The organism is Bacillus sp. EU52, from assembly GCF_037964975.1.
Lineage (GTDB): Bacteria > Bacillota > Bacilli > Bacillales > Bacillaceae > Bacillus > Bacillus subtilis.
On record NZ_CP150177.1, the window covers coordinates 2,959,454 to 2,984,039 of the forward strand.

Here is a 24,586-nt window from a genome sequence, read left to right on the forward strand (position 1 = left end):
ATAATCTCATTATAAAAAGGAATGCCGGGCTTTTCCTTCGATACGGCGAACAAAAAAGAAAAGCATGTGACATTTTCGTCACACGCTTATGACATGTTCAAATTGATTCCGTATTGGAAAGGTTAATGTAAAAACTGTTCCCGCACCAAACTCCGACTCAACATCAATATGGATCAATAACGGCGCCGCTGCTTTTTTTGCCAAGTACAGCCCCATGCCAGTTGACGCTTGATCATGGTGATCCGTTGTGGATGTAAACCCTTTATCAAAAATACGCGGTACATCTTTTGGATCAATGCCCCTGCCACAGTCCTTCACTTGGAGCTGCGTCTGTTCCCCTTTTTGAAAGCTTTTGATCTCGATTTCAGAGGCTTCGCTGTATTTCACCGCGTTTGTCAGCAGCTGCCTGATGATAAACGCCAGCCATTTTGCATCGCTCAGCACTTCTTTGGCCTCGAGCTTTATGTCAAAACCGATCCCTTTTTGGATACACCACGATTGTAAATCTTTGATTTCTTTAAAGATCAAAGGCTGAAGCTGAATGAATTCTACTGACAGATCGTTTTCAATAAATGATATGCGTTTTTGATGAAGCTGCTGATCAAGAAGCAGGTGAATACGCAGCCATTCATATGACAGCTGGGATTTCAGTGCTTTTTCTTCCATTCTATCAATGATTAAATGCATCGCTGTTAATGGGGTTTTGACCTCATGGATCCATGCCATCAGCTCATCTTTTTCATTTTCCAATGCTAAGCGATGCCGTGCTGCGGTCTGCTTCAAGTGTTCTGTTTGCCCGGCAATGCTTCTTTCAACCATTGCTTCAAACGGCGTTTCCGGTTCATTTATGGCTGTCACATCGAGATTGTTCTCCCATGTTTTCAAGCTTTTATAAAACGCTGTTTCTTTCCGATAGCGGAACCAAAGGAATATGATAAAAAACAAGATGCACAAATACACCATATAAAGTACATTCCCAAATGATATGGAAGGATCGACAAAAGCAATGAACAGCATCAAAGCCTGCTGAAACAAAAACGCGGCAATCCAGCTCCGCCTTTCGATAAGGAATGCTTTAATCATAAAACTTGTCCTCTTCCTTCGCGATGTAGCCCTGGCCCACCTTTGTCTCGATATATGCGCCAAGCTGCAGGGCGTCCAGTTTTTTTCGCAGGCGATTGACATTGACGGTCAGCGTATTATCACTAACAAAACGCTCATCGTTCCACAAGCTTCTGATCAGCTCTTCCCGGCTGACGATCTTGTTTTTTTGCTCTATTAATTGTTTTAGAATGAACATTTCATTTTTGGTCAGTTCAACAGATCCTTTGTTATTGCTGACGAGGTTCTGCTCCGCGTCTACAGCAGCGCCGCACCACGTTTTAATCGTACTCGGCTCCGTATTATAATGGTGCACACGCCGGAACATCGCTTGGATTTTCGCGATCAGCACATCAAAATGAAATGGCTTTTGAATAAAGTCATCTGCCCCGAGCTGCATAGACATCACCATATCAGCAGGATGATCCCGGGAGGATAAAAAGAGAATCGGAACATTTGACCGGGAGCGGATCAGCCGGCACCAATGAAAACCGTCAAATTTAGGCAGCTGCACATCAATAATGACACAATCAGGATTAACCGCCGCAAATTCCTGCAGCACCTGACTGAAATCCTGAATGCCGTATACATCATAGGACCATCCCGTTAAACGATCCTTGATTTCATGAAACAGCGATTCATCATCTTCAATCAGCAAAAGTTTAAACAATCAACTCACCGCACTTTTTCCTTTTTTATCAAGTGTATAGCAAAACGCCAGCATGCGCTATAGAAAAAGCCGGCTGTCTCAGCCGGCTCGTTCACATTATAATTCTCTTCTCAACGCTGTCAGCACGTTGGTTTTGGTTGCTTTTCTCGCCGGGTTCATTCCGGAAATGACTGCGACCCCTCCGCAAATCACAACGGCAATGATCACAAGGCTCGCCGGGATGTAGGAGAATGTGTAATTCAAGTCGCCCGCATCGCCTCCGCTTGTGGCCGCGAGAATCATCGGAACGGCCAGGTTGACAAGGTAGCTGACGCCGTAGGAAATGATAATTCCAATCACACAGCCTAAAATCCCGATATACGCGCTTTCCATCAGGAACATTCGGCGAATGATAGACGGACTCGCCCCAATCGCTTTCATAATGCCGATCTCTTGCGTTCTCTCTGTCACCGCCATCGTCATCGTGTTAAAAATGCCGATCGCTGAAATGATAACTGCGATACATCCGACAAAGATCAGTCCGATTTTGAAGACCATGAAGAAGGTGTTGGCCCCCTCAAGTTCGGTAGTCACTGATGTGACATAGTACCCGTCATCTGTTAGATCATTTGTCAGCTGTTCCACATTCTCAAACTTATCAGCAAAAACGCCAATCTTAGTTTCAACATTTCCGTCTTTGAAATCTAAGAATTCCGAAAAATCTTTTTTGAATTGATCACTGATAAAAATGTTTGAGTCCTCCATCCAGTCTTGAGATGGTTTTTTTGTAATACCGACAATTTTAAAGTCATATGTTTTTGTTTTTGTAACATCCCCTGTTTTAGGATCTGTCTTCGATACACTTAGTTCTATTGTTTTGTTCAGAATATCTTTCGTATAGCCCTTTGGTTCTTTTATATCTTCTGGATTTCCTTTTGCCTCCTCGATTTTTTTGTTATAATCTTCCGATTCTTTTTTCGTTAATAATCTCTTTGCGAAGTCGTATCCTACTACGATTTCATTTTCCGACTTTGCGACTCTTCCCTTTTCCAATTCCATATTGGCCTTTAATTCATCATTCATATTAGTAAAAATGAGATTTGAGCTTTCATTTGTACGATTGCCTAAAGTAGCTTTGTTTGGTTCATACACTTGCGTTCTTTCTACAACTGACCTTACGTGATCATACTTCTCTAAATCAGCTTTTTTAATAGGCTTGTCTCCTTCCTTGCCCATTACACTGACTTTCGTTACAACCTGCTGGCTCATTGTCATATCTGTAATTGTCTTTTGAATCCCAAATCCAACGGACGACAGCACAACCAAAAACGCACACGCCATTGTTGTTGCAAGAATCGTCATAAAGACGCGAAGTCTGTTTTTCTTCATATTTCTTCTGATAAAATGAACCTGATCCTTAAACCTCAACGGTAATTCCTCCTTTTAGCACACCATCATGAAGCTGAAATTTTGAATGTCCGATAGAAGCGACTTCATCATCGTGAGTAATGATCACAAATGTAATGCCACGCTCACGATTCAGCTGCTGGATCAATTCCAGCACTTCATGTTCCGTTTCTGAATCAAGGCTTCCCGTCGGCTCATCCGCTAAGATAATCGAAGGATTTAAAATCAATGCTCGAGCAATACTGACACGCTGCTGCTGGCCGCCTGACAGTTCATTCGGATAATGAGCGGCGTGGTTTTCCAGACCGACGCGTTTCAGCATGTCCTGCACCTTTTGCTTCCGCTCAGATGGCTTGATTCCTTTTAACGCCAGCGGCATTTCCACATTCTCATACGTCGTTAAACCCGGGATGAGCTGAAAGCTCTGAAAAATAAACCCGAAATGGTCAAGCCGAAATTGCGCCCATTCCTTTTCATTAAACCCCGTAACATCAGTGCCATTAATGACAATCCGCCCTTTTGTCGGCGATATGTAGCCGGAAATTAAATTCAAAAGCGTTGATTTCCCTGAGCCGCTTCGTCCGACAATGCAGGCGATTTCCCCTTTCGCCACGCTCAATGAAACATCCTTCAATACTGGAACTTCATTCTCACGGCCCTTTTTTCCGATCGTGAAAGAATGGTCGATATGCTGAACATCAATCATATGTTCTCTCTCCCTTACAAAAGTTTCATTTTTTTATAAATCGCAAAATAACTAATCAAGAAACCGATTACCGCACCTGTACCCATGCCAATGAGATAACCGGCAAAGCTCTCGCTTGCAGTAAATCCAAAATAGCCGAAGCCCATGATTCCTATGATAATAACGATGATCTGCACCGGGCGGTTAAGCGGCTTCCATAAGAAGAAATATCCGTTTCTTTCATTAGACATTTTAACAAAGCTAATATAGCCGATGATGTAAAAAATGATAGTCATGATAGCCGGAATGACTAAATAATATGGTGAATTCTCAGCCCATTTCGAGTCTACATAAATTATCGGAATGAAATACTGCACCCATTTAGGTACTGGACCATGGATAAAATCTATTGATCCGCCAAAAAGGATCTCGAGGTTGATCGCAGGCAGGCTGATGAGCAAAAATGGCGAAATGGCCACGGTAAATGAGACTAGAAGCTGTGCGAAACTATTGCCTGTCAAAGCTCCTCCCGCCATAACAAGCGAATAAGCCAGCATGCTGACAATGATCATTCCAAGGCTGTAATTGTGAAAATAAACGGCCTGATCTGGCTTCAAAAGCATGATCAGCAAAACAGACAAAACATAACCTATGAGCTGCGGCACCACAATCACCATTCCGCCGGTAAGGAACTTCGCATGAAATATCTGCCCTCTTGTATACGGAAGGCTTAATGTAAAATCAAAAAAGCCCTTGCTTCGTTCAATCCCTAGCTGGCTGACCGCTAAAACGACACCCCAAATCCAGAACACTGAGATAAATGTACCGTTTAAATAGTTAATCGAAAATACGCAGTTTCCGACCCACTCGTTCTGATGATCAACGCAGCCTTGATATGAGATGTACGTATTTAAAACGGTAAAAGGATTGCTAAGCATAAGTACGAAAAAAACCGTGGTTAGCAGAGCTTTATTTTGCTTCCACTCTTTATAAAATAGCCCGGAATCTGGCACACCACTTCCCTCCAAACCGAAAGTATTCCTTAATGTTTCATTTTCTTATTAATAGCGAAGTAGCTCACAAAGAATCCAACAACTGCCCCAATGATCATTCCTAAAATATAACCAATCATTGATTGTCCGGCAGAGTATCCAAACAAACCAAATCCAAGAATACCAAAAGCCATAATCAGAATTTGCACCGGACGGTCTAATCTGTTCCATAAGAAAAAGTGTCCGTTTCGTTCACTTGGAAGCTTTTTGAAGCTTATCAAACCAATCAAGTAAAACAGAATGCTCATGGCAGCTGGAATCATTAAAATATATTTACTATCGATAAGCCAGTCACTTGCAACATAACCAATGGGCACAAGATATAATAAATTGCTCGTCAGAGAGAAATACGCCTCAGGGGAAGGGAACATTTCCCATATATTCACACCAAAAACAACTTCAAAGTTTCCAACCGGCAATGCAACAATTAAATACGGCAATACCGCAGCAGCAAATGCCGTTAATAACTGGGCAAAAACATTCCCCGTTAATGCACCAGCAGCCATCAACAAACAATAAGCCATAAAACTAATCACAATTACTCCAACGCTGCTGTGCTCAAAAAAGTAGACGTGTTCAGGGTTATAGACAAGAATCAGCAGCCACGCAAATAAAAAGCCAATTAATTGCGACAGCACAATCACAAAACCGCCTAACCAAAATTTCGTCTGAAAAATTTGGCTTCTGTTATATGGGAGGCTTAATATAAAATCCATCGTGCCTTTCGAACGTTCCATTCCGAGGAAGCAGACCGCCAAAATGACCCCCGGCACCCAGTTGATATCTATTAGATTGCTCCTATGATAATTCACAATAAATTCACAATATTGCGGGTCTTGATGAGCCAGACACCCTTGATAAGACAAATACGTATTAACGATAGAAAGCGGATTTGCCAATACTAAAAACGCGATACTTAACAAAATCACCACTTGATTCTGCTTCCACTCTCGATAGAGGAGACCTCGGTCTACCATCTCCGCTTCCCTCCAAACTTCGCAATGAACACTTCTTCCAGGTTGACAGGAAGCTCATTCCATACTTTTGGCTTCAGCTCTCTCAAAAAGCTCTTTTTCTCCTCATCGCTTTTCGGAATCAGCACTGTGTAAAACACGCCGGCCTGATCGAGCATCGGAATGTTTTGCTCTCTGATGGCCAAATTGACATCTGTATCGAAAGCCATTTGAATTTTAATGTATTCTTCTTTTAACTCATCAAGATCCATGACGTTGGTCAGTCTGTTATCTTCGAGAAAACCAATTCGGTTGCACATCCGCTCTATGTCTTCAAGCCGGTGGGACGTAATCAGGATACTCGTATCACGCTCTGCCACTTCATCAACCATCAGCTGCAGCACATCATGTCTAGTTACCGCATCAATACCATCCGTCGGCTCATCAAGGAGGATCAGCGCCGGTCTCGCCGCAAACGACAGAACGAGCGACAGCTGTTTTTTCAAGCCTGTCGACAGCTCACGGTATTTTTTCGTTTCTGGAATTTCGTATCTGTTCATCAGTTCATTCGCGTACGTGACATCAAATTTCGGATATATTCTTCTCAGGATATCAACAAGCTGCTTGTATGTATACTTGTCGTAAAAAGGATTTTGAACAGGCATGTAGATGATATTTTGTTTGACCTTCGGGTGCTTTTTGATTTCTACGCCGTCAAATAAAATCGTTCCGCTGTCAGCGAAAATGATTTGCTGGATTAAGCGAAGCATCGTCGTTTTCCCTGATCCGTTGCGTCCAAGCAATCCAAAGATTTCTCCTTTTTCGATTGTTAATGAAACATCTTTTAATACTTGATTGCCGTCAATCGCTTTTGACAGCTGCCGTAGTTCAATCATTTTTTTTGCCTCCCTTCACATCAGCGCTGATTTCCTTTATCCATTCGTGCAGTTTTTCCAGCTCAACCCCTGCATAGTGTGCATCGATGATGAGCTGTTTGAGTTGCTCTTTAATCATCGTCATCTTCCCTTCAACCAGTGTCGTTTTTGCATTCTCCGATATATAGGTCCCTCTGCCCCGCAGCGTTTCAATAATCCCCTCTCGCTCAAGTTCTTTATACGCTTTGCTGACAGTGTTCGGATTCGCAATAATGATCGTTGCCAATTCTCTGACAGAAGGAAGCTTATCACCAGGCTTCATGATCCCTTTCAAACAAAGCTCTTTCATTTGCTGAATAATTTGTTCGTAAATGGGTGTTGAGCTTCTTGGATCGATTTGAATCATTTACTTCCCTACTTTCTATACGATCTGAACCTTTTATAGATAAAAATGATCAATTATACTTTTTTGCCATTCAAAACCGATCATCACGAGAACAAGAAAAAAAGAACAAGCGATCACAGATGCCGCAATCAGCATTGGCACGTTACGTTTGTTTCGTTTTTTATGTTTCATAACTGCCTCCCTTAATGTCAATATATAAATGATTTTATATTAGTGTCTACAGTGTATTACTTCAATTAGTACACTTAATACAATAAATACTTTGCCTCACAAAGTCAATCCTTTTTTTACAAAAAAACGGACCCTTTTAAAAGGGTCCGTTTTCCTACACATCAAGAGGGTGCTGCAGGATCATATTATTTTGCAAAGATTGAAGCTGAAGCCTCATTCTGTACAGCTGTTCTCTCTGCTGATCATTTGACGACAGCCATAGCTTATTCAAGGCATTTACCGCATCTTCAAGCTGCATTTGCGCATCACTATATTCTTGATCGTTATAATGCTCTTGTTTAGAAGCGATTTTCAGCTGTTCTTCAGCATAATCATAGGCCTGCATACATTGCTGGAGATGTTCATCTACTGATTGTCTTGTTGCCACAGTAACCCCTCCTCTTGGTAATGGAAATCATCCATCATTCATATTGTAGCCTCATCTGACTTTGTTCAATAAAGTAATTTATGGTCGATATTCATTTGTTCTCTTGTGAAATGCGTGCTACAATTTTAGGATGCAATCGTACGCAAGGAGGCACATGAATTGTGATGCAGAACAATCCTTTTCCTTATTCAAATACGGAAAAACGCTATCATACATTGAATTATCATCTCAGAGAACATTTCGGCCATAAGGTGTTTAAAGTGGCGCTTGACGGCGGTTTTGACTGTCCGAATCGGGACGGCACCGTAGCCCACGGAGGCTGTACGTTTTGCAGCGCAGCAGGCTCCGGCGATTTTGCCGGGAACCGGGCCGATGATTTAATTACGCAATTCCATGACATCAAAAACCGCATGCACGAAAAATGGAAGGACGGTAAGTACATCGCTTATTTCCAGGCTTTCACAAACACTCACGCCCCGGTTGAGGTGCTTCGTGAGAAATTCGAATCCGTCCTCGCCTTAGATGATGTGGTCGGCATTTCGATCGCCACACGCCCGGACTGTCTGCCTGATGATGTCGTTGATTACTTGGCAGAGCTGAATGAACGTACGTATTTGTGGGTGGAGCTTGGGCTTCAAACAGTTCATGAACGGACAGCACTTCTGATCAACCGCGCACATGATTTTAACTGCTATGTGGAAGGCGTCAATAAATTAAGAAAACACGGCATACGTGTCTGCTCGCATATTATCAACGGGCTGCCTTTGGAAGACCGGGACATGATGATGGAAACGGCAAAGGCCGTCGCAGATTTGGACGTCCAGGGCATTAAAATCCATCTGCTTCACCTACTGAAAGGCACGCCGATGGTCAAGCAATATGAAAAGGGAAAGCTGGAATTTCTTTCTCAAGATGATTATGTGCAGCTCGTCTGCGATCAGCTTGAGATCATTCCGCCTGAAATGATCGTCCACCGCATTACAGGTGACGGACCGATTGAGTTGATGATCGGGCCAATGTGGAGCGTCAACAAATGGGAAGTGCTTGGCGCCATTAATAAAGAGCTAGAAAATCGAGGCAGCTATCAAGGAAAGTTCTTTCAGCGCCTTGAGGAGGAATCAGCGCTATGATTTTGAAGAAAATTCTTCCCTACAGCAAAGAACTGCTGAAAATGGCCGCGGGAGAAGGAGATATTGTCGTAGATGCGACAATGGGCAACGGACATGATACACAGTTTTTAGCGGAGCTTGTTGGTGAAAACGGTCATGTGTACGCATTCGACATCCAAGAATCAGCCGTGGCCAATACAAAGGAACGGCTCGGTGACATGTATCAAGCGCGAACAACGTTATTTCACAAAAGCCATGATAAAATCGCTGAATCCCTCCCGCCTGAAACACATGGCAAAGTGGCGGCCGCGGTATTTAACCTCGGCTATTTGCCGGGCGGGGACAAATCAATTACGACAAACGGCAGTTCTACGATCAAAGCAATTGAACAGCTTCTCGGCATCATGAAAGACGAAGGTCTGATTGTTCTCGTCGTCTATCATGGCCACCCGGAAGGCAAAGCTGAAAAAAACGACGTGCTCGAGTTTTGCCGGGACTTGGACCAGCAAACAGCCCGTGTATTATCATACGGATTTATCAATCAGCAAAATGACCCGCCATTTATTATCGCCATCGAAAAAAAAGCTCAGATCAGCAAATGATTTGAGCTTTTTTCTTTGAGTTTTTCATCCAGGACATTTTTTGAAATTTCCGGTAGGCTCTGCCGTTGATATAAAAGAAAAGGGAGGTTTTTCCGCTGGCTTTGATCAGCTTCTTTGCGAGCCGGCCCATTTCCTTTTGGCCCGCCACTTTATCATCTGACAAATAAACGCCAAGCAAGCCGCGATTGATTAAACGATGGAAGTTTTCATGCGGAATGCCTTGTAAATGCTCGTCGGCTTTATGGATAAAGTGTTCAAGCCGGTCCATCATCTCTTCATGAGACTGATAATACGAGCAGAAATTCAAGTCTCCTTCCAGCAAGTCCTCCTCTTGATCAATCAAATAATCAAGCAGGATATGAAGGCCCTGTATGTAAGGAAAATAACTGTCGCGGATTTTTTTAGCGGTGCTTTCTGTGAAATCAGGCTGGAACGAATACGCAACCAGACAGAAAATGCCTAACGTTGAGCCTGCACAGGCTGAAAATTCATACCATTCCATCTCAGGCAGCTCTGATTCATATTGAGTAAACCACTTTTCAAGCCGCGGAACACGCTCATGCTCAATAACGTGCTTATGCACCTGCAAATCGCAATAATAGCCGCACAGTTCAAGCAGATAAGGTTTAATCATGTCATAGTGCTCAATGGAACCAAGGACACTCTGGCACGTTTTGACCAGTTCGTGCAGATATCCGCTGTCATCCTGTTCTTCCCTGAATTGATAATAGTTTTGCAGTTCCGCCCCAACTGTCAGTGCATCCTGCATTGAGGCATGGAGCATCCGAAAATCCTGCGGGTCCAGCGAGGTGCTGCGGTCACACAGATTGTCCAAATAATCACTAATCGTTTGATACGCGATGATAAACTCGACACATTTCTGTTTTTGGCTGCCTGACAATAAGGCCAGTATGCCGCCGCCTTCACAGTGAAACGTTTTGTCCCGAATACTTGCGGTTGCCTGTGCTTTCAATTCACTGTTATGAATCGATTCTGATTTTTGCTTCCATATGTCCAGCTCTTGATGAACGAGCGGAAAAATATCTCGATATACCTTTGCCATCAATCCAAAAGGATGTTCCGGTACTGTCAACACATGCACCCCCTACTAGTTCAAATATATTGATCAGTAAACGCTCTTGCTGCTTTAAAAACATCTTCTCTCTCGGGTTCATTGAAGATCTCATGGTAAAGCCCTTCCCACTCTCTGTATGCTTTATTATGAGAAGCAACACCATTAAACCACTTGATGACCATCGTTTTGTCAACAAGCTTGTCATCACCGGCTTGCATCACAAGAAGCGGAACTTTCAAAAATGCCTCTGTCGGCACCATTGCCGATTCAATTGTCTTTAAAAGCTCTCTGTACCATCTGACAGAAACTTTCCTGACGTATAACGAATCATTTTGGTCAGCCTCAATGACGTCCTCATTGCGCGTCGCCATATCAATTGATAATCCCGAATCAACCTTAAGTGACGGAGCGATGACATTCAGGCCTTTTGATGCAAGATCAAGCGCTTTATTCACTTTAATTTGCAGTCCGAGACACGGTGATGATAAAATAATTCCCGTAATCTTGGGATTTCTTTGCTGTTTAATCCATTCAATCGCGACCAGACCGCCCATGCTGTGACCTAGAAGAAAAACCGGCAGATCAAAAGTTCGCGCTTTATCTATCCAAGCATCTACTTCATCAATGTATTCTTGAAACGAGCGAATATGCCCTCTCGCTCTTGTCGTTGTTCCCTGTCCAGGCAAATCGCCCATGACAACGTGATAACCCGAGGACCGCCACATTTCAATCAGCCATTTATATCGTCCGTGATATTCACTTGCCCCGTGAATAATTACAATCACGGCAACAGGTCTGTCTGCTTTCCAGGTCCACATGCTCTTCACCTCATACGAAATTTAAATAGAGAAAGAAGGATGAATCTTATGATCTACCCTTATAAGGAACACAAGCCAGATATCCACCCAACAGCCTTTATAGCTGATAATGCAACAATTACCGGTGATGTCGTGATCGGAGAACAGTCCAGCATTTGGTTTTCTGTTGTCATAAGGGGAGATGTTGCGCCGACCAGAATCGGAAACAGAGTCAATATCCAAGATTTAAGCTGCCTCCATCAAAGCCCGAACAAGACGCTGCTCATTGAAGATGACGCCACGATAGGCCATCAGGTTACACTTCATAGCGCTGTTATCCGCAAGAACGCCTTAATCGGGATGGGCTCAATCATTTTAGACGGAGCCGAAATTGGCGAAGGCGCTTTTATTGGTGCCGGCAGTCTTGTCCCGCCCGGAAAAATCATTCCGCCTGGCCATCTCGCCTTTGGCCGCCCTGCAAAAGTCATCCGCCCTTTGACGGAAGAAGACCGAAAAGATATGCAAAGAATACGGTCAGAATATGTAGAAAAGGGCCAATATTATAAATTTCTTCAACAAACATAAGACCTGCTTCGTCTTACTTTACCATTTTTCAAATTATATTTGAAAGCAATAACCATCGTTAACCCGGACGTCATAACAGTTCGGGTTTCGATTTTTCCATAAAACGTTCACATATAGCGTGAAACGTATGACTTTTATCTTATCACAAAACTATAAACAGCCTCTGCAAACACACATACCTATTCTTTCCTGTTCTCTATTTTCTATGAGCACACACAAAAAGAGCCCACTGGGAGCTCTTTTTGTCAGCTGATATTTCGTTCGCTGGCAGCAGCCGCATTTTTTTTGTGAAACCCTTTTCCATAGTACACAGCCAGCAAGATGAGAAACCATATCGGCCCGATAATCACGGCTACTCTTGTATCAGGGCTGTAAGCCATAAGAATGACAACGAATGTTAGAAATGCCAATGACACATAAGACGTAAACGGAAATAAAGGCATTTTGTACTTTAATTGTTTCTTTTCTTCAGGCTTCAAACTTTTCCTGTATTTGATTTGAGAAAGCAAAATGATCGCCCACGTCCAAATCGCTCCGAACGTCGCAATACTTGTAACCCAAGTAAATACCTTCGCAGGGACAACATAGTTTAACAGCACTCCGACTAATAAAGCGCCCGCTGAAGCCAGAACAGCTTTACCCGGGATGCCGCCTTTCGTCAGCTGACCATATGCTTGTGGCGCCTCTTTCTGTTCCGCCAAGTTAAACAGCATCCGCCCTGTGCTGAAAATACCGCTGTTGCATGAAGACAGCGCGGCTGTCAACACGACAAAGTTAATGATACCTGCGGCCGATGGAATACCCACTTTTTGAAATGTGAGAACAAATGGACTTCCTTGAGAGCCAATTTCCTGCCACGGATAAATAGACATAATGACAAATAAAGCGCCTACATAAAAAATCAAAATCCGCCAAAATACTGTATCGATTGCTTTGGCTAACGATTTTTGCGGGTTTTTTACTTCGCCAGCCGTCACCCCGATCATTTCAATCCCTAAATAGGCGAACATGACCATTTGAAGAGACAATAGAACCCCTTTTAAACCATGAGGGAAAAATCCTCCGTTGTTCCACAAATTGCTGATTCCAGTGGCAATGCCCCCATTGCCGACTCCTGCAATAATCATCAATAAACCGACAGCAATCATGGATAAGATCGCAACAATTTTAATCAATGCGAACCAAAATTCCAGCTCACCGTAAGCTTTGACAGCCAGGAAATTAACACCCGTCATAATGACCAGCGCCGATAATGCCCAAATCCAGTTTGGCACGTCAGGAAACCAGAACCCCATATAGATGCCGACAGCAGTAATTTCGGCCATACAGGTGACAACCCATAAAAACCAGTAGTTCCACCCTGTTAAATAGCCTGCAAGCGGTCCCAAGTAGTCACGCGCATACCTGCTGAAGGAGCCTGCGACCGGTTTTTGAATGGCCATTTCCCCAAGCGCTCTCATAATAAAAAACATGACCAGGCCGCTTGCGGCATACGCTACCAAAATACCAGGCCCTGCTAATTGAATAGCTGATGCGGAGCCGAGGAACAACCCTACTCCTATAGCAGCTCCTAAAGACATTAAAGAAATATGCCTTTCTTCGAGTCCGCGGTGCAGCTCTTGTTTTTGTTTTTGCATGCTTCTTCTCCCCTAGAAAAAAATATCATTATATCATTTTTCTGAATATTCCGTACGGATTGGGTAAATCATTGATGATGGAGAAATAAAAGGATAACAACAAGGCTTTCGACTACTCGAAAGCCTTGTTGTCTGTTACACAAAGATGACTTCTTTAGGCTGATGGCTCAGCTCTTCAGGCATATATCGTTTTTCAATATTGATGCTGTGCCAGATCATAAAGATCAGTACAGTCCAGATTTTACGGCTGTTATCAGCCTTGTCCGCACAATGGTCTTCAAGAAGCTGAAGGACATAATCCTTATGGATATAAGCATCCGTTTGGCTTTCTTGAATAATATTCCGCACCCATTCGTTCATTTCGTTTTTCAGCCAATGACGGATCGGTACAGGGAAACCAAGCTTTTTGCGGTTTAATACGTGCTCAGGCACAATTCCTTCAGCGGCTTTGCGAAGAAGATACTTCGTCGTGCCGTTCTTCGTTTTCAGCTCATCAGGAATTTTTGAAGCGACGTCGAATACGACTTTATCCAAGAACGGCACACGCAGTTCCAAAGAATTCGCCATCGTCATTTTATCCGCCTTTAACAAAATGTCGCCGCGCATCCAAGTGTGGATATCGACATACTGCATTTTGTTGATATCGCTGTACGAGCTGCTTTCTGTAAAGTAAGTCTTCGTCACATCGCGATATGAAAGGTTCGGATTATAATGCTTCAACAGCTGCTTTTTGACAGACTCTTCAAAGATTTTCGCGTTACCGATATAACGATCCTGAAGCGGAGTACAGCCGCGCTCAAGCAGGCTCTTTCCTCTCATACCTTCAGGCATAACGGCAGCAACGTGCAGAAGCATCTTTTTCAAGCCGGACGGAATCCGTTCAAACGGTTTAAGCGAAAGCGGTTCACGGTAAATGTTATATCCGCCGAAGAGCTCATCCGCTCCTTCACCTGATAAAGCAACCGTAACATGTTTTTTTGCTTCTTTTGCAACAAAGTACAACGGAATCGCTGCCGGATCAGCAAGCGGGTCATCAAAATGCCATACGATCTTCGGAAGCTCATTCATGTATTCCTCAGGCGAAATGACTTTGCTGATATTTTCAATGCCCAGCGCCGCTGCCGTTTCTTTCGCTACATCAACCTCACTGAAGCCCTGCTGTTCAAAGCCGACAGAGAATGTTTTTAAGCTTGGATGAAATTCCTTCGCAACAGACACAATAAAGGAAGAATCAATCCCGCCAGACAGGAACGAACCGACAGGAACGTCACTTCTCATATGAACGTTTACAGAGTCATAGATCGCGTCTCGGACTTCTTTCACAAGCTTGTCTTCTTCAGTCTGAACCGGCTTGAAGTTCGCTTTGAAATACGTTTTGAATGTGATATCGCCGTCCGGGCGGATTGTGAATTGTGAACCCGGCTCTACTTTTTTCACATGGGCATCAAGCGTGCTTGGTTCAGGAACAAATTGGAAAGACATGTACTGCTGCAATGCCTCTTTATCTATTTCAATATCATTCTGAGCAATCATTAAACTTTTTCTCTCTGAGGCAAAATAAACCTGATCATTGATCGTTGTGTAGTACAACGGTTTAATGCCGAATGGATCTCTTGCCCCATAAAGCACATGATCGTTTTTATTCCAAATCAGAAAGGCAAACATACCGCGCAGTTTGGACGCCGCTTCTTCTTTATAGTGACGGTAAGTCGCAAGAAGAACCTCTGTGTCCGAATCCGTGTTGAATGTGTACCCCTTTGCTTCAAGTTCTTCTCTCAGTTCGATATAGTTATAGATTTCTCCGTTAAAGATAATCCAATATGTTTCATCTTCATATGATAAAGGCTGTCCGCCATTTTCTACATCAATAATGCTGAGCCGTCTGAATCCGAAGCCGACGTGCTCATCATGGAAATATCCATCACTGTCAGGACCGCGGTGAACGATCATTTGGTTCATTTGTTTGATTAGTTCTTCTTGATCAGCGGTTTGAGCTAACGGATGCTTGTTAAAAACCCCGACAAATCCACACATAGTATTGCCTCCATAATTAAAATTGTCATCATTGAACCCCTATTTATAGACGCTGTGAATAGTATTTGGTTTCACAGTTATGTAAAAAAATAAACATGAATACAACGATAAAAAAGGGAAAGCCGCTTAACCAGTAAGCGGCTATAAAATTATTCTCCTAACGCTTCTTTACGCAGCTGCTCCGCTTTGTCTGTGCGCTCCCATGGAAGGTCAACATCGTGACGTCCAAAGTGGCCGTACGCAGCAGTTTGTTTGTAGATCGGACGGCGCAAATCAAGCATTTTGATAATGCCGGCAGGTCGTAAATCAAAGTTATTGCGAACAACTTCAATCAGTTTTTCCTCAGAAGCTTTTCCGGAACCGAATGTGTTGATTGAGATTGACACAGGCTGTGCAACACCGATCGCGTAAGCAAGCTGTACTTCGCAAGAATCAGCAAGCTCAGCCGCAACGATGTTTTTCGCAACGTATCTTGCCGCATAAGCTGCAGAACGGTCTACCTTCGTCGCGTCCTTACCTGAGAACGCGCCTCCGCCGTGGCGTGCATAGCCGCCGTACGTATCAACGATGATTTTGCGTCCTGTAAGTCCCGCATCCCCTTGAGGGCCTCCGATTACGAAACGTCCTGTAGGGTTGATGAAATATTTTGTTTCTTCATCAATCAGCTCTTCAGGAACAACCGGATTGATTACATGTTCTTTAATGTTGCGCTGAATTTGCTCAAGTGTAATTTCAGGATGATGCTGAGTTGAAATAACAATCGCGTCAATGCGGACTGGTTTGTTATTTTCATCGTACTCAACCGTTACCTGTGTTTTGCCGTCAGGGCGAAGGTACGGAAGAATATCTTCTTTACGGACTTCACTTAGGCGGCGGGCTAATTTATGGGCAAGTGAAATTGGAAGAGGCATAAGCTCTTTCGTTTCGTTGCACGCATAACCGAACATTAATCCTTGGTCACCCGCACCAATCGCTTCAATTTCTTCGTCGCTCATTGTGCCTTCACGGGCTTCAAGCGCTTGGTCTACGCCCATCGCGATATCAGCAGACTGCTCATCAATTGATGTTAAAACCGCACAAGTTTCCGCATCAAATCCGTATTTTGCACGTGTGTATCCGATTTCTTTAATGGTTTGGCGAACCGTTTTCGGAATGTCAACATACGTAGAAGTTGTGATCTCTCCGCTTACAAGAACCAAACCTGTTGTCACAGATGTTTCACAAGCAACACGCGCGTTAGGGTCTTTCTTTAAAATTTCATCTAAAATGCTGTCAGAAATCTGGTCACAGATTTTATCCGGATGCCCCTCCGTAACAGATTCTGATGTAAATAAACGACGATTTTTACTCATGATTTGCTTCCTCCTGCACAAGGCCTCCCGAAAGACCTTGTATATATGATACGGAACTCGCTCCCTCTTATACAATGTACAGTTATATTAGAGAATGTTAATTGGCATATTTATGAAATAAAAAAACCTTTTCCATCGAGGAAAGGGTTTGGTCTTTGTGCCTTTCACTCTTATCGCTCAAGGAATCATACAACCTTGCAACAGGTTAGCACCTTGGTTGTCTCACTCAGTTGAACATAATAAATAACAGAGAAACCGGTTGCTGGGCTTCATAGGGCCTGTCCCTCCGCCAGCTCGGGATAAGAGTATCCGCTCAATGAAATATCTTATCGTAAAAGGGTTTGCAATGTCAATATGATTCAGAAGAAATAGGCACCTATATTGAGGGAAAACAATGGAAATGCACACACAAAAAATAATAAATAGTATAGACTATTTGAAAATATATGTTATACTAATTCACAATTAGCAAAACACAAAAAACGATAAAGGAAGGTTTCATATGAACTCAGTTGATTTGACCGCTGATTTACAAGCCTTATTAACATGTCCAAATGTGCGTCATAATTTATCTGCAGCACAGCTAACAGAAAAAGTCCTCTCCCGAAACGAAGGCATTTTAACATCCACAGGTGCTGTTCGCGCGACAACAGGCGCTTACACAGGACGCTCACCTAAAGATAAATTCATCGTGGAGGAAGAAAGCACGAAAAATAAGATCGATTGGGGCCCGGTGAATCAGCCGATTTCAGAAGAAGCGTTTGAGCGGCTGTACACGAAAGTTGTCAGCTATTTAAAGGAGCGAGATGAACTGTTTGTTTTCGAAGGATTTGCCGGAGCAGACGAGAAATACAGGCTGCCGATCACTGTCGTAAATGAGTTCGCATGGCACAATTTATTTGCGCGGCAGCTGTTTATCCGTCCGGAAGGAAATGATAAGAAAACAGTTGAGCAGCCGTTCACCATTCTTTCTGCTCCGCATTTCAAAGCGGATCCAAAAACAGACGGCACTCATTCCGAAACGTTTATTATTGTCTCTTTCGAAAAGCGGACGATCTTAATCGGCGGAACTGAGTATGCCGGTGAAATGAAGAAGTCCATTTTCTCCATTATGAATTTCCTGCTGCCTGAAAGAGATATTTTATCTATGCACTGCTCCGCCAATGTCGGTGAAAAAGGCGATGTCGCCCTTTTCTTCGGACTGTCAGGAACAGGAAAGACCACCCTGTCGGCAGATGCTGACCGCAAGCTGATCGGTGACGATGAACATGGCTGGTCTGATACAGGCGTCTTTAATATTGAAGGCGGGTGCTACGCTAAGTGCATTCATTTAAGCGAGGAAAAGGAGCCGCAAATCTTTAACGCGATCCGCTTCGGGTCTGTTCTCGAAAATGTCGTTGTGGATGAAGATACACGCGAAGCCAATTATGATGATTCCTTCTATACTGAAAACACGCGGGCAGCTTACCCGATTCATATGATTGACAACATCGTGACTCCAAGCATGGCCGGCCATCCGTCAGCAATTGTATTTTTGACGGCTGATGCCTTCGGAGTCCTGCCGCCGATCAGCAAACTAACGAAGGAGCAGGCCATGTACCATTTCTTGAGCGGTTACACGAGTAAGCTTGCCGGAACCGAACGTGGTGTCACGTCTCCTGAAACGACGTTCTCTACATGCTTCGGCTCACCGTTCCTGCCGCTTCCTGCTCACGTCTATGCTGAAATGCTCGGCAAAAAGATTGATGAACACGGGGCAGACGTTTTCTTAGTCAATACCGGCTGGACCGGGGGCGGCTACGGCACAGGCGAACGAATGAAGCTTTCTTACACTAGAGCAATGGTCAAAGCAGCGATTGAAGGTAAATTAGAGGATGCTGAAATGATAACTGACGATATTTTCGGCCTGCACATTCCGGCCCATGTTCCTGGCGTTCCTGATCATATCCTTCAGCCTGAAAACACGTGGACTAACAAGGAAGAATACAAAGAAAAGGCAGTCTACCTTGCAAATGAATTCAAAGAGAACTTTAAAAAGTTCGCACATACCGATGCCATCGCCCAGGCAGGCGGCCCTCTCGTATAAAAAACAAAAGCCAAGAGCAATTATGCTCTTGGCTTGTTTTAATTGACGGAATGCAAAGAAGTCAGCTTGTATGTAATGATGGTCCGGCCGTCTTCCCATTGAAGCTTCTGCACTTCAGCTGTGCCTGACTTTTCGCCAAACTTTGTTTTGCGTACATCCATTGGAATCTCCATCGGATATACTCGGTATCCGTCCTTCTCTAACGTGAATATATTTTCATCTATGCGAACTTCTTTTCCTTTTGTCACAATCAGTGTATTAAATTCAACAGGCATTCCCAAAGTGAAATCCCCTTTCGTTCTCTTTTTTCTTTATCATAACATATTTCACTGTCAGCGGTTTTTCATCCATTGTGTGAGCTGCCGCACGATACGCCGGTTTTCTTTTGGCGGGAAATAATGTGTGAATGTACTGTAGTACCATGTTTCCACCGGCTTATGCAGTTGTTTTAGCTTCTCTTCTAATAAATAGGAATGCTGAATCGAAACATTTTGGTCTTTTTCTCCATGGATTAACAGCACGGGAGCCTGAATTTTGTTTACTTGGTCAAACGGTGTCCTCCATTGATATTCCTCAGGCACCTTTTTCGGTGTTCCGCCGATGACTCTTTTCATCATTCGCCGCAAATCCTGCCGCTCCTCATATGTAAGAATCATATCACTGACGCCTCCCCAGGAAACAAATGAAGCTGCCTGCCCGCCCATTTCGATCGCAGTGAGCATTCCCATAATTCCGCCGCGGGAAAAACCGAAGATGTGGATTCTATCCTTCTTGACATTTGGGTGCTCCTGAAGCAGGCGAAAAGCAGAAAATGCATCCTCCCTGTCTTCTCCGGCAAAATCCTCATTGCCTTCTCCTCCTTGATTTCCTCTGTAAAAAGGAGCAAACACCACAAACCCTTGGGATGCAAACTGGATAATCCGGCCCGGCCGAACCATGCCCACGCTTTTAATCCCGCCGCGCAAATATAAAAATCCGTCATATTGTCCCGGTTCCGCCGGCTCAGCCAGAAGCCCCTTAACCCGTAATCCATTTGACAGATAGCAGATCGTATACAAACGCACATGCTGGCTTGGCGACGGAAATCTTCTTTTCTCTACAATCAAAACAGCCGCCTCCTTTTTTTCTATATGCTTTCCTTACTCCAAAATTACATCCGGAGAACCTGGTTAGGCATTCACACATTTTTATACCCATCATACGATATGTAAAGCAAAAAAGGATATTAACTTGATGCGAAATAAGGAGGTTGTCTATGTGAACAGATGGTTAAGGCTGGGCTTCGCCTGTGTCGGCAGTATCTTTCTGATGATCGCCCTGGCGGCTTGCAAGCAGGAAGAAACGCTCACCAAAGTCAAAGTAGCTGAAGTGACCCATTCAATTTTTTACGCACCTTTATATGTTGCTGAGTCTAAAGGTTTTTTTAAGGAAGAAGGGCTTGATGTCGATGTGAATACGACCTGGGGCGGAGACAAAACGATGACATCGCTTCTTTCCAACGGCTCCGACATCGCGCTTGTCGGGTCAGAAACATCTATTTATGTCGAAGCGCAAGGGGCTAAAGATCCCGTCATTAATTTCGCCCAGCTGACTCAGACAGACGGAACGTTTCTTGTCGCGAGAGAAGATGTTGAACACTTCGACTGGGATCAGCTGAAAGGAAAAACGTTTCTCGGCCAGCGAAAAGGCGGCATGCCGCAAATGGTCGGCGAGTATGTGCTGAACAAACATAAGATTGACCCGCATAAGGATATAGACCTTATCCAGAACATAGACTTCGCCAATATTGCCAATGCGTTTGCTTCTGGAACCGGTGAGTATGTACAGCTCTTTGAACCGCAGGCTTCTCTCTTTGAGAAAAAAGGCATCGGCCATATCGTTGCTTCATTCGGAGAAGAATCAGGAGAGGTTCCTTATACGACTTTTATGGCGAAACAAAGCTATTTGAAGAAAAATGAAGACACAGCCGTCAAGTTTACAAAAGCCATTTATAAGGCGCAGCAGTGGGTTGAAAATCATTCTGCGAAGGACATCACAGATGCCATTAAAGATGAATTTGATGATACCGACCCAGACGTCATCGAAACATCCATTGAACGCTATAAAAAACAGCATTCATATTCGCCAGACCCTCTGCTTAACGAAAAAGAATGGGAGCTTCTCCAAACCATTATGGATCAATCGGGAGAACTGCCGAAGCACATTCCATACAATCAGCTTGTAAATAAACATATTGCTGAAAAAGTCACCTCGGAGAAATAGGAGGCGCCATCTATGTCTTTCTTACATGTCGACCATGTAACCCATACTTATTTTTCTATTAAAGAAAAAACAACGGCTGTGCGGGATATTCATTTCGATGCCGAAAAAGGTGATTTCATCTCATTTCTCGGCCCAAGCGGCTGCGGAAAAACAACACTGCTTTCCATTATTGCCGGTTTGATTGAGCCATCAGAAGGCAGAGTTCTGATTGAAGGCCGTGAGCCGAATCAAAAAGAACATAATATTGGCTATATGCTTCAGCAGGATTACTTATTTCCCTGGAAATCTATCGAGGAAAATGTGCTTCTCGGTTTAAAAATCGCCGACACGCTGACAGAAGAAAGCAAAGCCGCTGCACTCGGTCTATTGCCGGAGTTCGGCCTCATAGATGTGGAGAAAAAATATCCGAAAGAGCTGTCAGGCGGGATGCGCCAGCGGGCTGCGCTTGCAAGAACACTTGCGCCTAACCCTAGTCTGCTTTTGCTGGATGAGCCATTTTCCGCGCTTGATTTTCAGACAAAGCTGTCTTTGGAAAACCTGGTATTCCGCACATTAAAGGAATATCAAAAAACAGCAGTGCTTGTCACTCATGATATAGGGGAAGCGATAGCGATGAGCGATACGATCTTTTTATTTTCAAATCAGCCGGGCACCATCCATCAGATTTTTACCATTCCTAAGGAATTGGCCGCGATGTTGCCTTTTGACGCCCGTCAGGAACCTTCCTTCCAGACACTGTTTCAAACGATATGGAAGGAGCTGAATTCTCTTGAGAAACAGCAAAGAAACCATTGATCTGCTTCACGAGCAGTATCAATTCAAACAGAAAAAGGAAAAGTGGAAGGTCCATTCCTTTCAGCTTGCCATATTTATTCTCTTTTTCTCGGGCTGGGAAACCTCCAGCAGGCAGGGCTGGATCGATCCGCTGATCTTCAGCTCTCCATCAGCTGTGTGGCGATTATTGCTGGAGAAACTTGGTGACGGTTCTTTACTGTCACACATCGGCGTCACTTTATTTGAAACGGTGCTTGGCTTTTTGCTCGGGACGTTTATGGGCACGTGCCTCGCCGCTTTGTTATGGTGGTCTAACCGACTTGCCAGAATTTTAGATCCGTATCTTGTAATTTTGAATGCAATGCCGAAAGTGGCCCTGGGCCCGATCCTGATTGTCGCGCTCGGTCCCAGTTTTATCAGCATCATTGCGATGGGAGCCATCATCAGCGTCATTATCACAACCATCGTTGTCTATACCGCCTTCCAAGAGGTCGACGAAAACTATACGAAAGTCATGAAAACATTCGGCGCAAAAAAGTGGGTTATTTTTAAAGAAGTCATACTGCCTGCATCTTCCCCCGCGATTATTTCAACACTAAAAGTGAACGTCGGTTTATCATGGGTTGGCGTCATTGTAGGGGAATTCCTCGTTTCGAAGGTCGGATTAGGATATATGATTATTTACGGATTCCAAGTCTTCAATTTTACACTCGTCTTCTTAAGCCTGCTGATCATCGCCATCTTCGCCACTCTGATGTATCAGGGCGTCGAGCTGCTGGAAAAGAAATGGACGAAGGGGAGGACATAAAAAACCCGGCATATGTGCCGGGTTTTTTTATTCAATCCATCCAGATTCTTTCAGTTTTTTCAAGCTGATCGGAAGTACGGAATCCTTCATAATAAAGCTGAATTTTTTATTGCGGGAAAGGTTCTCCGGAAGCTCGTGAAACAAAACCGGGCCTTTCGTTTCAAAGTAATCAGCCTGCTTTTCAAGCTTTTCTATATCTGCAAAATATATATTTTTCACAATCACTTTTTCTTTTCCGAGAACTTTATACTGTCCGAGATACTTGAGGCTTTTGACTCTCGCGCCCGTCTCTTCCTTTACTTCCCGGAGCGCAGCCTCTTCTGCGCACTCCATCGGCTCTACTTTCCCGCCTGGAAACTCATAGCCTCTGTCCTCATGTTCTGTTAAAAGCCATTTGCCGCCAAAACGGCAAATCACCCAGACATGCTTCGGGCTGTCCGAGAAAGGCTGATCGTCAAAGGAAAGCTGAACAGTATTCTGATAATAATCTTTAAACTCGTACATGTTTATCCCTCAAATCCGTTCCTAGCTATCTTCCATACATCATACCACAGTTACGTTTCTTCGGAAGCCTTTTATCAAAAAATAAGGGAAACCCAGCACGCCGTCAGGTTCTGCATGCAGACTAGCTCGTACAGTTTTTTTGCGATAGCTTTTGCCGAAAAGTGCGACCGACGCTCTGGGCTTTATTATGACCCGCGAACAGGGAAAAGTTACGGTTTGCGCTTAAATTTATTTTTTAACGTTTCTAAAAGATCGACAAGCATCTGAGGAACCGGTATGCCAAGAGAACTGGCTGTCACAACAATTTGCACAGATTCATAAAGAATATAAAACATAATAGCCAAGTCACGAATTGATCCCTCTGTATTCAGCAGCTGATCAAAAAAGTGGCATACAGAGATCAGAGCCAGCGTGACTAATTTTTTGACAAGCCGGGCAAATACCTTTTTAAATGACAGTTTGTGAATAATGGTTTCCTTCAAAGTCGTACTGATAAATTCAATTGCCATAAGAGAGAGCAAAATCAGAAATGAATACTGAAAACCTCCAAAGAAAAAACCCGCTGCTGAAACGCTGACTGCTATTAACGAAAAGATGCCAAAGTCTCTATCCATTTATCCCAACATCCTTTCACAGAAACGGCCTTACGATATTCTATGGAAAACAAGCCGAACGGATTGGATTTTTCAGAAAAATGGACTGGTTGTCGCCTATTTTTCAGATACAAAAAGAAAAGCCGGACGTCTTTTTTAAGACATCCGGCCGTTCTATTTTTGAACTTAACCTAGGTAAGCTTTTAGCATCCAGTTATGTTTTTCAATATTTTGATGGATCGCAAGAAGCATGTCCCCTGTTGTTTCGTCACCGACTTCATCAGCTAAATCCATGCCGTTTTTCAGCTCTTCCGCGATGACTGTGAAATCATCATATACGCTTTGAACCATTTGTTCAGCTGTTTCATTTCCAGCAGCTTCTTTGACAGAAGCCGTTTCTAAGGATTCCTTCATTGTTGCAATCGGTTTTCCGTTCAGCGCCAAAAGACGTTCTGCTAAGTCATCAATATAAGTTGCTGTTTCGTTGTACAGCTCCTCAAACTTTTCATGAAGAGTGAAGAAATCTTTTCCTTTCACATACCAGTGATAATTATGTAGTTTCACATACATGACCGTCCAGTTGGCTACTTGTTTGTTCACTGCTTGAATCAATTGTTCTGACATGGTATCTCCTCCTTGTTA

27 protein-coding genes and 1 riboswitch are annotated in these 24,586 nt (G+C 43.6%); of the genes, 7 read left to right on the top strand and 20 right to left on the bottom strand.

Translation table 11 applies throughout. From position 1 onward, the window contains the following. Positions 1–78: 78 nt before the first annotated feature. The 10 genes from bceS to NSU05_RS15225 all read right to left on the bottom strand — a co-directional run bounded on the left by bceS (position 79) and on the right by NSU05_RS15225 (position 7,726). A complete protein-coding gene (gene bceS, locus NSU05_RS15180) occupies positions 79–1,083 on the bottom strand; it encodes a two-component sensor histidine kinase BceS (protein ID WP_003229135.1) in 1,005 nt (334 codons plus the stop codon). Then, the gene (bceR, locus tag NSU05_RS15185) at positions 1,076–1,771 is read right to left on the bottom strand and encodes a two-component response regulator BceR (RefSeq protein WP_003229133.1); all 696 of its coding nucleotides are present in this window, start codon (positions 1,769–1,771) and stop codon (positions 1,076–1,078) included. Before bceR ends, bceS begins: the two co-directional genes overlap by 8 nt. Positions 1,772–1,867: 96 nt before the next feature. Continuing rightward, positions 1,868–3,178, bottom strand: a complete 1,311-nt coding sequence (ytrF, locus tag NSU05_RS15190) for an ABC transporter permease YtrF (protein WP_038429494.1) — start codon at positions 3,176–3,178, stop codon at positions 1,868–1,870. Beyond that, positions 3,168–3,863 (bottom strand): ABC transporter ATP-binding protein YtrE, encoded by a 696-nt coding sequence (gene ytrE, locus NSU05_RS15195; RefSeq protein WP_003229129.1) that lies wholly within the window; start codon positions 3,861–3,863, stop codon positions 3,168–3,170. The genes ytrF and ytrE overlap by 11 nt, the downstream gene beginning before the upstream one ends. Before the next feature lie 14 nt (positions 3,864–3,877). Next, positions 3,878–4,855 (bottom strand): ABC transporter permease YtrD, encoded by a 978-nt coding sequence (ytrD, locus tag NSU05_RS15200; RefSeq protein WP_029726913.1) that lies wholly within the window; start codon positions 4,853–4,855, stop codon positions 3,878–3,880. A gap of 29 nt (positions 4,856–4,884) precedes the next feature. Next, positions 4,885–5,871 (bottom strand): ABC transporter permease YtrC, encoded by a 987-nt coding sequence (ytrC, locus tag NSU05_RS15205; RefSeq protein WP_029726914.1) that lies wholly within the window; start codon positions 5,869–5,871, stop codon positions 4,885–4,887. Continuing rightward, entirely contained in the window at positions 5,865–6,743 is an 879-nt protein-coding gene (ytrB, locus tag NSU05_RS15210) for an ABC transporter ATP-binding protein YtrB (RefSeq protein ID WP_003229123.1), read from the bottom strand. Before ytrB ends, ytrC begins: the two co-directional genes overlap by 7 nt. After that, on the bottom strand, positions 6,736–7,128 hold the full coding sequence (gene ytrA, locus NSU05_RS15215; protein WP_003229121.1) for a GntR family transcriptional regulator YtrA: 393 nt from the start codon (positions 7,126–7,128) through the stop codon (positions 6,736–6,738). Before ytrA ends, ytrB begins: the two co-directional genes overlap by 8 nt. Before the next feature lie 33 nt (positions 7,129–7,161). Further along, positions 7,162–7,299: a hypothetical protein gene (locus tag NSU05_RS15220; RefSeq protein WP_003229119.1), complete on the bottom strand. Its 138-nt coding sequence runs from the start codon at positions 7,297–7,299 to the stop codon at positions 7,162–7,164. 154 nt (positions 7,300–7,453) lie between these two features. Then, a complete protein-coding gene (locus NSU05_RS15225; RefSeq protein ID WP_003229117.1) occupies positions 7,454–7,726 on the bottom strand; it encodes a YtzC family protein in 273 nt (90 codons plus the stop codon). A 161-nt stretch (positions 7,727–7,887) separates the two neighbouring features. Between NSU05_RS15225 and NSU05_RS15230 the strand changes: the two genes are divergently transcribed. Next, positions 7,888–8,856: a TIGR01212 family radical SAM protein gene (locus NSU05_RS15230; RefSeq protein ID WP_024572829.1), complete on the top strand. Its 969-nt coding sequence runs from the start codon at positions 7,888–7,890 to the stop codon at positions 8,854–8,856. Then, positions 8,853–9,437, top strand: coding sequence for a class I SAM-dependent methyltransferase (locus NSU05_RS15235; RefSeq protein ID WP_038429495.1), 585 nt, complete (start codon positions 8,853–8,855; stop codon positions 9,435–9,437). The genes NSU05_RS15230 and NSU05_RS15235 overlap by 4 nt, the downstream gene beginning before the upstream one ends. On the opposite strand, the gene tbcS is transcribed toward NSU05_RS15235, so the two are convergent. Both tbcS and ytpA read right to left on the bottom strand, forming a co-directional pair. Next, complete coding sequence (gene tbcS, locus NSU05_RS15240) at positions 9,427–10,530, bottom strand: tetraprenyl-beta-curcumene synthase (RefSeq protein ID WP_038429496.1); 1,104 nt, start codon at positions 10,528–10,530, stop codon at positions 9,427–9,429. The genes NSU05_RS15235 and tbcS overlap by 11 nt on opposite strands. A gap of 20 nt (positions 10,531–10,550) precedes the next feature. Then, positions 10,551–11,330: a phospholipase YtpA gene (gene ytpA / locus NSU05_RS15245; protein ID WP_003229109.1), complete on the bottom strand. Its 780-nt coding sequence runs from the start codon at positions 11,328–11,330 to the stop codon at positions 10,551–10,553. 48 nt (positions 11,331–11,378) lie between these two features. Between ytpA and NSU05_RS15250 the strand changes: the two genes are divergently transcribed. Continuing rightward, complete coding sequence (locus tag NSU05_RS15250) at positions 11,379–11,894, top strand: gamma carbonic anhydrase family protein (RefSeq protein WP_004399093.1); 516 nt, start codon at positions 11,379–11,381, stop codon at positions 11,892–11,894. 245 nt (positions 11,895–12,139) lie between these two features. On the opposite strand, the gene alaP is transcribed toward NSU05_RS15250, so the two are convergent. From alaP to metK, 3 genes are all read right to left on the bottom strand, one after another. Further along, positions 12,140–13,531, bottom strand: coding sequence for an alanine permease AlaP (gene alaP, locus NSU05_RS15255; RefSeq protein ID WP_038429497.1), 1,392 nt, complete (start codon positions 13,529–13,531; stop codon positions 12,140–12,142). Positions 13,532–13,666: 135 nt separating this feature from the next. Next, positions 13,667–15,565 (bottom strand): asparagine synthase (glutamine-hydrolyzing), encoded by a 1,899-nt coding sequence (gene asnB / locus NSU05_RS15260; RefSeq protein WP_003229103.1) that lies wholly within the window; start codon positions 15,563–15,565, stop codon positions 13,667–13,669. Between the two features lie 149 nt (positions 15,566–15,714). After that, positions 15,715–16,917 (bottom strand): methionine adenosyltransferase, encoded by a 1,203-nt coding sequence (metK, locus tag NSU05_RS15265; protein ID WP_003229102.1) that lies wholly within the window; start codon positions 16,915–16,917, stop codon positions 15,715–15,717. 167 nt (positions 16,918–17,084) lie between these two features. Continuing rightward, a riboswitch (SAM riboswitch) is annotated at positions 17,085–17,223 on the bottom strand. Positions 17,224–17,419: 196 nt separating this feature from the next. Here metK and pckA point away from each other — a divergent pair. Beyond that, on the top strand, positions 17,420–19,003 hold the full coding sequence (gene pckA, locus NSU05_RS15270; protein ID WP_014480627.1) for a phosphoenolpyruvate carboxykinase (ATP): 1,584 nt from the start codon (positions 17,420–17,422) through the stop codon (positions 19,001–19,003). Positions 19,004–19,041: 38 nt separating this feature from the next. On the opposite strand, the gene NSU05_RS15275 is transcribed toward pckA, so the two are convergent. Together NSU05_RS15275 and NSU05_RS15280 are read right to left on the bottom strand one after the other, a co-directional pair. Further along, entirely contained in the window at positions 19,042–19,284 is a 243-nt protein-coding gene (locus tag NSU05_RS15275; RefSeq protein ID WP_003223304.1) for a DUF2584 domain-containing protein, read from the bottom strand. A 51-nt stretch (positions 19,285–19,335) separates the two neighbouring features. Next, entirely contained in the window at positions 19,336–20,109 is a 774-nt protein-coding gene (locus NSU05_RS15280) for a prolyl oligopeptidase family serine peptidase (RefSeq protein ID WP_038429498.1), read from the bottom strand. 151 nt (positions 20,110–20,260) lie between these two features. Between NSU05_RS15280 and NSU05_RS15285 the strand changes: the two genes are divergently transcribed. Genes NSU05_RS15285 through NSU05_RS15295 form a run of 3 tightly spaced genes read left to right on the top strand, consistent with a single transcriptional unit; the run spans position 20,261 to position 22,847 of the window. Next, positions 20,261–21,265 (top strand): ABC transporter substrate-binding protein, encoded by a 1,005-nt coding sequence (locus tag NSU05_RS15285; RefSeq protein ID WP_033884525.1) that lies wholly within the window; start codon positions 20,261–20,263, stop codon positions 21,263–21,265. A 12-nt stretch (positions 21,266–21,277) separates the two neighbouring features. Continuing rightward, on the top strand, positions 21,278–22,060 hold the full coding sequence (locus NSU05_RS15290) for an ABC transporter ATP-binding protein (protein WP_003229092.1): 783 nt from the start codon (positions 21,278–21,280) through the stop codon (positions 22,058–22,060). Further along, a complete protein-coding gene (locus NSU05_RS15295) occupies positions 22,035–22,847 on the top strand; it encodes an ABC transporter permease (RefSeq protein WP_014477740.1) in 813 nt (270 codons plus the stop codon). The genes NSU05_RS15290 and NSU05_RS15295 overlap by 26 nt, the downstream gene beginning before the upstream one ends. Positions 22,848–22,874: 27 nt before the next feature. Here NSU05_RS15295 and ytkD read toward each other — a convergent pair whose 3' ends face one another. The 3 genes from ytkD to NSU05_RS15310 form a co-directional block, all read right to left on the bottom strand. Next, positions 22,875–23,351, bottom strand: coding sequence for an RNA deprotection pyrophosphohydrolase (gene ytkD / locus NSU05_RS15300; RefSeq protein WP_003229087.1), 477 nt, complete (start codon positions 23,349–23,351; stop codon positions 22,875–22,877). 209 nt (positions 23,352–23,560) lie between these two features. Continuing rightward, positions 23,561–23,965, bottom strand: coding sequence for a holin family protein (locus NSU05_RS15305; RefSeq protein WP_076458298.1), 405 nt, complete (start codon positions 23,963–23,965; stop codon positions 23,561–23,563). 165 nt (positions 23,966–24,130) lie between these two features. Next, positions 24,131–24,568 carry a Dps family protein gene (locus NSU05_RS15310; protein ID WP_003229083.1) on the bottom strand — a complete coding sequence of 146 codons (438 nt, stop codon included), beginning with the start codon at positions 24,566–24,568 and terminating at the stop codon, positions 24,131–24,133. Between the last annotated feature and the right edge of the window lie 18 nt (positions 24,569–24,586).

Coding starts and splice junctions, on each gene's coding strand:
- bceS (WP_003229135.1), bottom strand. CDS start 1,083: ATGATTAAAGCATTCCTTATCGAAAGGCGGAGCTGGATTGCCGCGTTT.
- ytrE (WP_003229129.1), bottom strand. CDS start 3,863: ATGATTGATGTTCAGCATATCGACCATTCTTTCACGATCGGAAAAAAG.
- ytrC (WP_029726914.1), bottom strand. CDS start 5,871: ATGGTAGACCGAGGTCTCCTCTATCGAGAGTGGAAGCAGAATCAAGTG.
- ytrB (WP_003229123.1), bottom strand. CDS start 6,743: ATGATTGAACTACGGCAGCTGTCAAAAGCGATTGACGGCAATCAAGTA.
- ytrA (WP_003229121.1), bottom strand. CDS start 7,128: ATGATTCAAATCGATCCAAGAAGCTCAACACCCATTTACGAACAAATT.
- NSU05_RS15220 (WP_003229119.1), bottom strand. CDS start 7,299: ATGAAACATAAAAAACGAAACAAACGTAACGTGCCAATGCTGATTGCG.
- NSU05_RS15235 (WP_038429495.1), top strand. CDS start 8,853: ATGATTTTGAAGAAAATTCTTCCCTACAGCAAAGAACTGCTGAAAATG.
- ytpA (WP_003229109.1), bottom strand. CDS start 11,330: ATGTGGACCTGGAAAGCAGACAGACCTGTTGCCGTGATTGTAATTATT.
- NSU05_RS15250 (WP_004399093.1), top strand. CDS start 11,379: ATGATCTACCCTTATAAGGAACACAAGCCAGATATCCACCCAACAGCC.
- alaP (WP_038429497.1), bottom strand. CDS start 13,531: ATGCAAAAACAAAAACAAGAGCTGCACCGCGGACTCGAAGAAAGGCAT.
- asnB (WP_003229103.1), bottom strand. CDS start 15,565: ATGTGTGGATTTGTCGGGGTTTTTAACAAGCATCCGTTAGCTCAAACC.
- metK (WP_003229102.1), bottom strand. CDS start 16,917: ATGAGTAAAAATCGTCGTTTATTTACATCAGAATCTGTTACGGAGGGG.
- pckA (WP_014480627.1), top strand. CDS start 17,420: ATGAACTCAGTTGATTTGACCGCTGATTTACAAGCCTTATTAACATGT.
- NSU05_RS15290 (WP_003229092.1), top strand. CDS start 21,278: ATGTCTTTCTTACATGTCGACCATGTAACCCATACTTATTTTTCTATT.
- ytkD (WP_003229087.1), bottom strand. CDS start 23,351: ATGTACGAGTTTAAAGATTATTATCAGAATACTGTTCAGCTTTCCTTT.
- NSU05_RS15305 (WP_076458298.1), bottom strand. CDS start 23,965: ATGGATAGAGACTTTGGCATCTTTTCGTTAATAGCAGTCAGCGTTTCA.
- NSU05_RS15310 (WP_003229083.1), bottom strand. CDS start 24,568: ATGTCAGAACAATTGATTCAAGCAGTGAACAAACAAGTAGCCAACTGG.